The 10,857-nt window shown below is 69.6% G+C and carries 9 protein-coding genes; 2 read left to right on the top strand and 7 right to left on the bottom strand.

What is annotated here, in order from left to right; translation table 11 throughout:
- Positions 1-94 precede the first annotated feature (94 nt).
- Genes ACWIBS_RS04455 through ACWIBS_RS04430 form a run of 6 tightly spaced genes read right to left on the bottom strand, consistent with a single transcriptional unit; the run spans position 95 to position 6,711 of the window.
- On the bottom strand, positions 95-646 hold the full coding sequence (locus ACWIBS_RS04455; RefSeq protein ID WP_376128533.1) for a DnaJ family domain-containing protein: 552 nt from the start codon (positions 644-646) through the stop codon (positions 95-97).
- Positions 643-1,587: an oxygenase MpaB family protein gene (locus ACWIBS_RS04450; RefSeq protein ID WP_376128531.1), complete on the bottom strand. Its 945-nt coding sequence runs from the start codon at positions 1,585-1,587 to the stop codon at positions 643-645. Before ACWIBS_RS04450 ends, ACWIBS_RS04455 begins: the two co-directional genes overlap by 4 nt.
- A 19-nt stretch (positions 1,588-1,606) precedes the next feature.
- On the bottom strand, positions 1,607-2,551 hold the full coding sequence (locus tag ACWIBS_RS04445; RefSeq protein WP_376128529.1) for a carbohydrate ABC transporter permease: 945 nt from the start codon (positions 2,549-2,551) through the stop codon (positions 1,607-1,609).
- A complete protein-coding gene (locus tag ACWIBS_RS04440) occupies positions 2,538-3,452 on the bottom strand; it encodes a carbohydrate ABC transporter permease (RefSeq protein WP_376128527.1) in 915 nt (304 codons plus the stop codon). Before ACWIBS_RS04440 ends, ACWIBS_RS04445 begins: the two co-directional genes overlap by 14 nt.
- A 55-nt stretch (positions 3,453-3,507) precedes the next feature.
- On the bottom strand, positions 3,508-4,800 hold the full coding sequence (locus ACWIBS_RS04435) for an ABC transporter substrate-binding protein (protein ID WP_376128525.1): 1,293 nt from the start codon (positions 4,798-4,800) through the stop codon (positions 3,508-3,510).
- A gap of 27 nt (positions 4,801-4,827) precedes the next feature.
- On the bottom strand, positions 4,828-6,711 hold the full coding sequence (locus ACWIBS_RS04430; RefSeq protein WP_376128523.1) for a glycoside hydrolase family 127 protein: 1,884 nt from the start codon (positions 6,709-6,711) through the stop codon (positions 4,828-4,830).
- A gap of 180 nt (positions 6,712-6,891) precedes the next feature.
- Between ACWIBS_RS04430 and ACWIBS_RS04425 the strand changes: the two genes are divergently transcribed.
- On the top strand, positions 6,892-7,896 hold the full coding sequence (locus ACWIBS_RS04425; RefSeq protein ID WP_376128521.1) for a LacI family DNA-binding transcriptional regulator: 1,005 nt from the start codon (positions 6,892-6,894) through the stop codon (positions 7,894-7,896).
- A 37-nt stretch (positions 7,897-7,933) separates the two neighbouring features.
- Here the strand turns inward: ACWIBS_RS04425 and ACWIBS_RS04420 are convergent, their stop codons facing one another.
- Positions 7,934-9,052: an aminotransferase class V-fold PLP-dependent enzyme gene (locus ACWIBS_RS04420; RefSeq protein ID WP_376128519.1), complete on the bottom strand. Its 1,119-nt coding sequence runs from the start codon at positions 9,050-9,052 to the stop codon at positions 7,934-7,936.
- Between the two features lie 107 nt (positions 9,053-9,159).
- On the opposite strand from ACWIBS_RS04420, the gene ACWIBS_RS04415 reads away from it, so the two are divergent.
- Positions 9,160-10,857 carry an ABC transporter substrate-binding protein gene (locus tag ACWIBS_RS04415; RefSeq protein WP_376128517.1) on the top strand — a complete coding sequence of 566 codons (1,698 nt, stop codon included), beginning with the start codon at positions 9,160-9,162 and terminating at the stop codon, positions 10,855-10,857.

The following is a 10,857-nucleotide window of genomic DNA, read 5'->3' as shown; positions in this document are numbered from 1 at the left end:
GCGCAGGGCGGGACGGCGGCACAGCGGCGCGGCGGGACGGCGGCGCGGCGGGACGGCGGCGCGGCGGGACGGCGCGCGGCGGGCGCGGCGGAGGTCACCGGCGCCGACGGCGTCGCCGCGGCGGGGGCGCGGCATCGGGCTCCGGCTCGGCCGTTGTGCGCCGCTCGCGCCATGCGCGCAGTTCGGCGTCGACGTCGCGCGTGGGCGTCACGACGGGCGGCCCGCCGAGCAGCTGGCGCCGGGCTTCGACGACGCGACGGTTGAAGTCCTCGACGTACTCCCGGGCGTCGTGCTCGTTCGCGAGGGCGTCGATGCGCTGAGCGAACTCGGCGTGCTCGACGCGCAGCGAGAGCGCGGGCGGTCCGAGGCCCGTGAGCTGCTCGTGCTCGATCTTGCGGCGGATCCACCAGTCGGCGTCGTGGTGCGCCCCGAGTCCGCGGATGGGCTTTCCCGCTCCGGGTAGGTTGTCGAAGTCGCCGCGGCGGATGGCCTGCTGGATCGCCGTCTCGACGTACGCCGCGCGATCGAGCGTGCTCGAGCCGGTGGGCGAGCGCGGAACCTCATCGGATGCCGCGGGCTCGGGCGGCTCCGCCGCGTCGCGCTCCTGTCGGTAGCGCGCCGCTGTGAGCCGCGGGTCCTCGCTCACGGGCGGCCTCGCGGCGTGGCCGGCGTCACCGGCCCGGACGTCGTGGCGAGGCGGCGCAGGCGTTCGCGCGCGAAGTCCTGCGCGCGCGGCCCCGACCCCAGCGCACGGGCGGAGATCGCCAGCACGACGCGCGTGAGGGTGATGACGGGGAACGGTGACCGGCGCAGGCCGAGCAGCTTCCGGTACCGGTGGGGCAGGCTCGCCACGGCGGCGGCGAACAGCACGCGATACGCGATGCGCATCGACCCTCGAAACGGGATGCCGCGCAGGAACCGCACGACGTCGTCGACGCGTTCGTCGCGGCGCAGCTCGTGGCGGTCCAGGTATCCGTCGAGGCGTCGGCGCAGCTCGGCCTCGGATTCGGGCGGGTCGGCGACGTGCATGAGGCGTCCGGCCGTCGCCCACTCGCGGACGTACGCGTCGGGGCCGCCCGGGATGGGACCGCCCCACAGTTCGTGCGCGCCGAGGAACGCCTCGGTGAAGGCGAGGTGCACCCACTCGACGAGATCCGCGTCCGACGCCGAGTACGCGCGGGGGCCGCTCGCCGACTCGAACGTGCCGCTCACGCGCTCGTGCATGCGCCCGACGCGGGCGGTCTCGCGTTGCGCCTGCTCGGTCGAGCCGTAGGTCACGCAGATGATCCACCGCACGGTGCCGGCGAGGCGTCCGATCGGGTCTTCGCGATAGCGGGAGTAGTCGTGCACTCCGGCCATCGCGCCGGGGTTCAGAGCCTGGATGAGCAGCGCGCGGATGCCCGCGACGAACGTGCCGAGTCCGGCGTGCACGGTCCACACGGCACCGCCGTCGGCGAAGTAGCCGTCATCGTCGCCTGCCGCGAGGGCACGCACCCATGGCGGGGTGCCGTCGGGGTGGCCCGACAAAGCCGTGAGCAGTCGCGCGCGCAGGGGTGCACGGCGCGGGGGAGCGGCATCCGAACTCATCACTCCAGCGTGCCACGCCTCACTTCGCAGCTCCTGCGAAGATGCCGTTGACGTAGTGACGCTGCAGCAGGAAGAAGATGATGAGGCAGGGCACCATCGACACGACGACACCCGCGTCGAGCAGTCCCCAGTCGACCGTGCCGAACCGGCCGATCTGATTGCTCTGCAGCACGACGGGCAGCGTGAACTTGTTCTGGTCGGTCAGCAGCACGAGCGCCGCGAGGAACTCGTTCCACGCGTTGAGGAACGCGAAGATCGCCGAGGTCACGATTCCGGGGACGACCAGCGGAAGGAACACCCGCAGCAGACTCGTCCATCGCGTGCAGCCATCGATCAGCGATGCCTCTTCGATCTCGTCGGGGATCGCGGCGAACGAGTTCCGCATGATGAAGACGCAGAACGGCAGTTGGTAGGTCGTGTAGACCAGCACGACACCCAGCAGCGAGTTGAACAATCCGAGTTCGCGCAGCACGACGCTGATGGGGGTCAGCAGCACCGTGAACGGGATCATCATGCCGGCGAGGATCACGGCGAACACGACTCCGGATCCGCGGAACCGATAGCGTGCCAGGCCGTACCCGGCGAGGACCGAGAGCGCAACCGCGAGCGCGACGGTGCCGCCCGCGACGACGAGACTGTTCAGGATGCCGCGCAGCACGCCCTCGCCCGGATCGAACATGCGCTCCCACGCGTCGAACGAGATCTCCGTCGGAAGAAGGGTCGGCGGACGCTGCCTGAGCTCTTCGGGCGACTTGAGGCTGCCCGTGAGGGTCGTCACGAGCGGCAGCAGGAAGAGGGCGGCCAGGAGCAGGCCTCCGACCCACCACCACACGCCCGCTCCCGAGCGACGGGTACGGGTCCAGCGGCGCACGTCGCCGCCTCGGCGGATGCCGCGGTCGGTGGTGAGCGTGGCCGTGGCGAGCTCGGCTGCGGTTTCGTCGCGCTCGGTGTCACGAACGGCCACGGTCGCCTCCTCTCAGGAGCCGGATCTGCAGGGCCGAGACGACGACCAGCAGCACGAGCATGATGACCGACAGCGCAGCGCCGTAGCCGAGCTCGAACTTCGTGAACGAGATGTTGTAGATCCAGTAGACGGCGGTGACCGTCTCGTTGTCGGGGCGACCCTTCGTGATGAGGAAGAACTGTTCGAACGCGAGCAGCGATCCCGCGACCGAGAAGACCAGCACCAGGATCACGGTCGGGCGCATGAGCGGCAGCACGACGCTGAAGAGGCGACGCCACCATCCGGCGCCGTCGAGCTGAGCCGCCTCCAGCACGTCCTCGGGCACGCCGTTCAGGCCGCCGAGCAGGAGGATCATCTGGAAGCCGACGACCTTCCACGTCACCATGACGCACACATTGATCAGGCCCGGCCAGGTCTGCGTCGTCCACGCGACCTGATCCAGCGGCATCCCCAGCGCCGCAGTGATCGCTGCGACGGGTCCCGCCGTCGGATCGATGAACCACAGCCACAGGAAGCTCGCCGCGGCGAAGCCGATGACGTACGGCGTGAAGAACACGGTGCGGAAGAACGCACTGCCACGGCTCGATCGACGGATGAACAGGGCCAGGGCGAACCCGAGCACGAACAGCACGGGCGTGATGATGAGGGTGTACAGCAGCGTGAACCCGAGCGAGCCGAGGAAGGTGGTGTCGGTCGTGAACGCGCGCACGTAGTTGTCGAGGCCGATGAACCGCGGCTCGCCCAGGAGTGGCCAGCGATGCAGGCTCATCCACAGCATGAGGACGACCGGAACGACGAACAGCGCCGTGGTCAGGGTGAGCGCCGGCACCGTGGCGAGAAAGCCCGTCCACGCCAGCCGGGTGCGGAGCCGAGTGCTCGGCGGGGTGACCGCTCGCGTCATGGTGAATCCTTCGGGATGACGGTGGGGACCGCGCGAGGCGGTCCCCACCGTGCCGTTACTGTCCGGGTTCGTCGACGATCTGCTGTGCGGTGCGCTGCGCCGCTTCGGCCGCGGCGGGCACGTCGCTGCCGAACACGCCGGCCTGCATGAGGCTCACCCAGGGGCCGTTCGGGTCGCTGAACAGGGCGTTGAAGGCGACCGTGTAGGGCACGCGTCCCTCGAGGGTCGCGGCGGCGAGAGCGGCCCACTCCGGGCCCTTCGCGCTGTACACGCTGTCGTAGAGGTCCGTTCGCACCGGAGTGAACCCGTCCTCGGCGAGATGGGTCTGCGCGTCGTCGCCCGTGACCCACTCGATGAACGACCACGCGGCATCCGGGTCGGGGGATCCGGCCGGGATCGCGAGCACGTCACCGCCCGCGAACGATGCCCCTTCGCCCGCCGTCTTGCCCGGCAGCGTCGCGACGCCGACCTCGAAGTCGGGAGGCGTGCTCTGCAGCTGGCTCAGGTAGAACGAGCCGCTGGCGACCATGCCGAGCATGCCGCTGTCGAACGAACCGCCGTAGTTCTCGCCTCCGTCGACCTGGCTCGCCGTCGTGATGCCGCCACCGGCGACCATGCCGTTGAGCAGCTCGACGAACTCGACCACGACGGGATCGTCGAAGGTCGCCTCGGGGTTCAGGGATCCGCTCGCGGAGTCGATCGGGTCTCCGCCGGCGGCCCAGATCATCGGGTTGAGCGCGAATGCGGCGCATCCGCCACAGCCTGCTGAGAAGTGGTAGCCCTCGTAGTCGGGGCCCAGGGCGCCGATCGCGTTGGCAGCGGCGGCGAACTCGTCCCACGTCTGCGGGGGAGTCTCGGGATCGAGGCCGGCCTGCGTGAACAGGTCCTTGTTGTAGAACAGCACGGAGGAATCGGCCGTGAACGGCACCGTGAAGTTGCGACCCTCGTACGTGCCAGCGTCCAGCTGACCTTCGAGCAGGTCGCCGGCGTAGGGGAGTGCGCCGATCTGATCGGTGACGTCCTGGAAGGCGTCCGCTGCGATGAAGAAGGGCGCCTTGACGACGTCGATCGCGACGACGTCGGGGCTGTCGCCCGCGCTGATCGCCGAGCCGAGCTTCTGCTGGACCTCGCTGTTGGGGATCGCGGTGACCTCGACGGTCGTACCGGGATTGGCGTCTTCGTACTGTTTCGCGAGGTCGCGCATGTAGGACTCGCCGTCGGTGCGCGTCCAGACCGTGAGGGTCGAGGAGTCGCCGTCCCCGCCGTCGCTGCCACAGCCGGCGAGCGTCGCCGCCGCCACGGCCACGACGCCGACGACAGCGGCGCGTCGTGCGATGTGCTTGTGCATGTGATGGGTTCCTTTCTGGGGTGGAAATCAGGAGTCGGCCGGGAGCCAGACCCGCATCGCGTCGACGCCGTTGTTGCCCCACGTCGCGTAGGGTCGCAGGACGAGATCGGCACGCTTCGCCGGTGCAGCGGGAGCGTGGGTGCTGTACAGCGGCGCGTCGTCGGGGATCGGCACGACGCCGACGGCAACGCGCGCCAGAGGGCCGATCTCGGTCGATACCTCGAGCGCGGTGACGATCGAGTCGGGCGACAGCTGCGCCGCGTCGACGTCGATGTCGTTGTCGCCCTGCTCGGCGCAGTAGACGACCGGTCCCCGCGAGATGGCGACACTGCCCCGCAGGGCGTCGGCACGGCGGTGCGGATGCCGCACGTCGAACGTCATCGGCAGCTCGAGATCGATCACGGCGCCGTCGCGCAGCGCGTCCTCGAGCGCGATCCAGCCCTCACCGACGGACGCGGCGCGCGGTGCGCCGTCGACCAGTACGGACACCCCTGACGGATGCGCCCATGCGGGAACGCGCAGGCGCAGCGTCGTGCCGGGGGCATCCCCGGCGACGGTCACCGAGACGGCGCCCGTCGCGGGGTAGTCGGTGCGCACCGTCAGGGTCGCCTCGCCGTAGCTCACCGATGCGGGCAGATAGTGGGCGATGTCGATGGCGCCTGCGCCGGCGGCGCCGACGTAGTGCTCGAGCGATCCGAATGTGCGCATCAGGTTCGGCGGGCAGCACGCGCACGAGAACCACGACAGCCGCTCGGACGATTCCTCCTGGCGACTCGCGACGTGCTCACGCCGCCGCTGCAGGGGGTTGCTGTAGGTGAACGTGTCGCCGCTGTCCGAGATGCCGGCCAAGACGACGTTGTGCAGCGCGATCTCTCCGGTGTCGAGATACCGCGCCTCGCCTGTCGCGAGGTACATGCGCCATGCCCAGCCGAAGAGGGCGATGCCCGCGCACGTCTCGCTGTAGGCGCGATCCGCGGGCAGCTCGAAGCCCGCGCCGAACGCCTCGTCCTGATGGCGCGATCCCGTGCCGCCGGTGATGTAGATGCGGCGCGAGACCATGTCGTCCCACTGCACGCGCATCGCCGCGAGCGCATCGCGGTCTCCGCCTTCCAGGTACAGGTCGGTGACCCCCTGGTTGAGATAGAGCGCGCGCACGGCGTGGCCGCGCATCGTCGTCGTCGACAGGACGGGCAGGTCGTCCTGATAGTAGGGGGCCCCGTACACGCCTTCGCCGATGAAGCCCGAGCCGCGGCGGCGGAGGAAGCTCTCGGCGAGGCGGAGCGCGGCAGCATCCCCCGTCGTGCGATACATCTCGATGAGCGCCGTCTCGATGAGCGGATGCCCGCAGTACTCGACGCGGTCGTCGGCGCCGAACAGTTCGTCGACGAGCGCGACGAACCGCTGCGACACGCGCATCAGGCGGTCATCGCCCAGAGCGCGTTGCGCTGCGACGGCGGCCTGGATGAGGTGACCGAGGCAGTACAGCTCATGCCCGTGCACGAAGTTGCTCCACGGCTCCCGGTCCGGATGGTCCTGATAGGCCGAATCGAGGTAGCCGTCGGCGCGTTGCGCGCGCTCGAGGAGAGAGATGGTGTCGTCGAAGAACGTCCGCAGCTGCGCGTCATCGGCGCGCCCGAGTTCCCACGCGACCGCCTCGAGCATCTTGTAGACGTCGGAGTCTGCGAACAGCTGCCCGCGGAACGGCGCATCGGACTCTCCGGTCAGCCGGCGGAGGTTGTCGAGGTTTCCCTGCGATTCCAGCTCTCGGATGCCGTGGGGCAGCGAGGTCCTGCGGTTGCGTGCGTGCCAATCGGCCAGCCGGCCCGAGGCCGTGCTGTCGGCGGGAAGCGCCGTGCGAAGCCCGTGCGTGCCGTTTCCGATGGGCCCGCGGGCGAGAGGAGAGTGCGGCATCCGTGCCCTTTCGATCTCTGTGCACGACGACGTGCGATGTGCTGCAATGGGACGCTACAGCAGACCGAAAGCGGTTTCAAGAGTTTCGCGCAGAGTGATCTATGCCCTTGTCTTCCAGGGCGATACTGTGGAAATCATGAGATCGGGGTTTTCGCCGCTGCCACACTCAGGCTTCGCGTGGTGATCCCGCGCAAGCCGCGGCTGGCCGACGTCGCCGCGCTCGCGGGTGTGTCGATGGCGACGGCGTCGAAGGCGCTCAACGGGCGCGACGAGGTCGCGGCGGGCACACGCGCGCGCGTCCACGAGGCCGCCGCTCAGCTCTCGTTCGAAGGAAACTCGATCGCCCGAAGCCTCTCGACGGGGCGCATGGGTGCGGTGGGCCTGCTGACATCCGACCTCGAAGGCCGCTTCAGCCTTCCGATCCTCATGGGCGCCGAAGACGCGTTCGGCGCGGAGGAGACGGCGATTCTGCTGAGCGATGCGCGAGGGGACCGTGTGCGTGAGAAGCGCCATATCCGTGCGCTCATTCCGCGCGTCGACGCGCTGCTGGTCGTGGGCAGCCGCACCGATGCGCGTCGATCTCTCGGGGACCTGCCGATGCCCGTCGTGTACGTCTACACGCCGTCCGATGATCCGGCCGACTGCTCGCTGACGCCCGACAACGTCGACGGCGGCCGACTCGCGGCACGCCACCTGCTCATGACGGGGCGCCGGCGCCTGCTCCACATCACCGGCCCGCCCGCCGATGCGGCCGCGACGGACCGGGCGCAGGGAATCGACGAAGTGCTCGCGACCGGTTCGTCCGGTGCGCGACTGTCCCTGCGCACCGAGTACGGCGAGTGGACGGAGCGGTGGGGGCGCTCCGCGACGCAGTTCGCCCTGCGCGACGGCATCGACTTCGATGCGATCCTGTGCGACTCGGACCAGATCGCCCGCGGTGCGCTGGATGCGCTGCTCGTGGCGGGCCGCCGCGTGCCCGAGGATGTCGCACTCATCGGCTACGACAACTGGGAGCTCATCGTCGCCGACACCAGTCCGCCGATCTCGAGCATCGACATGAACCTCGAGGCGATGGGTCAACGCGCCGCGCAGCTGCTCACCGCCGCGATCGCCGGCGTCGATCTTCCCGCCGGGCCGCAGCTGATGCCGTGCCGGGTCGTGGCGAGGGGTTCGACTCTGAGCTGAGCGGATGAGCGCGGTTCCGGCCGCGCTCCCTCACGCGTCAGGACAGCAGAACGGATGCCGCGGTCTCGATGTCGTCGAGTGTCGTCGTCGCGTGCACCGAGAGCCGGATGCGGTCGGGCCCGTGCAGCGTCGTGGTGATGCCGGCATCCGCGAGTCTCCGCCGACGTTCTCCGGCAGAGCCGTCGCCCCATCGCGCCACGACGATGCCGGCGCGATCCGACGCCGCGGCGGGCGAGACGACATCGGCGCCTCCCGCGCGCAAGCGGTCGTCGAGCGCCGTGACGCGCGCGGACACCAGGCGCTCGATCTCGGGCACGCCGACGTCGGTGACGAGCCCCAGAGCCGCCGAGAGCACGTGAGCGGATGCCGGCGAGCCGTTGGTCACGCGCATGTGCTGCGCGCCCGCGGCGAGCGGGTGCCGCCGGCCGTCGTAGCTCGTCGGCCGCTCGACGGCCGTCCAGCCGCTCAGGCGCGGAGCAAGACGTGTGCGGGCGCGCTCGGATACGGCGACGAATCCCGTGCCCCACCCCGCGCGCAGCCACTTCTGCCCGCCCGCGACGACGACGTCGGCGAGATGCCACGGCAGATCGACGACGCCCGCAGCCTGGATCGCGTCGACGATGAGCAGCCGGTCGCCGATCGTTTCGCGCAGACCCGCGAGGTCGGCGCGCCATCCCGTGCGGAAATCGACGGCACTGACGGCGACGGCTGTCGTGCTCGGGCGCAGCGCCGCAGCGACACGTTCGGGTGTCACGGGTGCCGTGAGGCGGGCGCCCGGCATGTCGCGCACGCGCAGGATGCCGAGTTCCTCGGCGCGCCACCAGGGGTAGAGATTCGCGGGGAACTCGCCTCGCGAGACGAGCACCTCGGCCCCGCGCAGCGCGAAAGCCGTGTGGAACAGGCCGAGCGACGTGTTCGGGATGAGCGCGATGTCGTCGGCCGCGAAGCCCGTGAGTCGGGACACTGCGACGCGTGCTGCGGCGTCTTCGGACGCTTCATCGACATCTCCCATGGTCATGCGAGACCAGTACGCGGCAGCGGCCTGCGCCGTGGAGCGCGCGGGCGGGCCCGAACGGGCGAAGTCGAGGTGCCCGGGGCATGGCTCGAACGCGGCCAGGTAGCTCGCGATGGTGGGGGAGGGTTCCGAATCGGGCACGCCGTAAAGATAACAATCTGACAGTGCAGTTGTACATTGCACCGTCATGTTGTTTCATGGTCCGAGTCACTCGACGCAAGGAAGCAAGAGAAAGGGATGGTCCACCCATGGACACCAGGAAGAAGGCCGCCGGGCTGCTCGCCGCAGGCGTGACGGCGGCGTTGCTGCTGACGAGCTGCGCCGGCGGAGGCTCGGCCCCCGAGCAGTCATCCGGCGCCACCGGTGAGGCCCAGCCGGGCGGCACCGTCCACATGCTGCAGAACACCGACTTCTCCTACCTCGACCCCGCTCGCGGCTGGGACGGCGGCGTGAACGCTTTCTATCGCCTGCTCTACCGCGGTCTGACGATGCAGGCCGCCGGAGACGCGGAGGACCCCAACGCGATCGTCGCCGACCTCGCCGAGTCGCTCGGCGAGGCATCCGAGGACGGCCTGACGTGGACCTACACGCTGAAGGACGACCTGGCCTTCGACAACGGCGACCCCATCACCTCGGCCGAGGTCAAGTTCGGCGTCTCCCGCGCGTGGGACCCTCAGATCGGCATCGGCTCGCCGTACCTCAAGAACGTCATCGACGCTCCCGAGGACTACCAGGGCCCGTACGTGTCGGGTGACCTGCCGACGATCGAGACTCCCGACGACAAGACGATCGTCTTCCACCTCAAGGAGCCGTTCCCCGAGTTCGACAACGTGCTCGCACAGGCCAACGCCGCGCCGTTCCCGGTCGGCACGGGCGGCGGCGACGAGTTCATCAACGACGTCATCGCATCGGGTCCGTACACGCTGGAAAGCTACACGCCCGGCAGCACCATCAAGCTCGTGCGCAACGAGCACTGGAACGCCGACACCGACGACGTGCGCAAGGCGTACCCCGACGCGTGGCAGTTCGACATCGGCATCGACCCCGGCACGATCGACGAGCGCATGATCGCCGGCCAGGGTGCTGACGTCAACGCGATCTCGAGCAAGCTCAGCGCCGCCGTGCTTCCGCGCATCCAGACGCCCGAGCTGCAGGAGCGTGCCGTTCCGGCGCCGGCCTATTGCACGACGTACATGTCGCTGAACACCACGAAGGAGCCGTTCACCGACGTCCGCGTCCGCCAGGCGGTCAACTTCGCGCTCGACCGCTCGGCGCTGCAGAACGCTTCGGGCGGCAACCAGCTCGCAGACCCGGCCACGACGATCATTCCGCCGTCGGTCAGCGGACACAAGGAGTTCGACCTGTACCCGGGCGTCGACGGCGCGGGCAACATCGATGAAGCCACGGCGCTCCTGGAAGAGGCCGGCCTCGCCGACGGGTTCGAGTTCACGCTCGACATCCGCACCACCCCGCTCGCTCAGGCGCAGGCTGAGGCCGTGCAAGAGGCGCTGGCGAAGGCCGGCATCACGGTCAAGCTCAACGTCATCGACGCGGCGATCTACTACGAGACCATCGCGACGCCCTCGCAGCAGAACGATGCCGCGATCACCGGCTGGTGCCCCGACTGGGCCTCCAGCGCGAGCACCTTCATCCCGCCGCTGTTCGACGGAGCCATGATCACCGAGAAGGGCAACCAGAACCTCGCGCAGATCGACGATGCGGATGTCAACGCCCGCATCGCCGAGATCCAGGCGATGACCGACGTCGACGCCGCGAAGCAGGCCTGGGGCGAGCTCGACGAGCAGATCATGCAGCTCGCGCCGATCGCACCGCTCGTGTTCGAGAACGCGATCTTCCTGCCCGGCTCGAACATCGCCGGGTACTACCCCAGCACGAGCATGACCGACCTGACGATCATCGGTCTGAAGGATCCCTCGAAGGGCTGA

The sequence above is a fragment of the Microbacterium sp. NPDC055442 genome (assembly GCF_053644215.1).
Note: the sequence above shows the minus strand (reverse complement) of the source record. Positions and strands in the feature narration are given on the sequence as shown.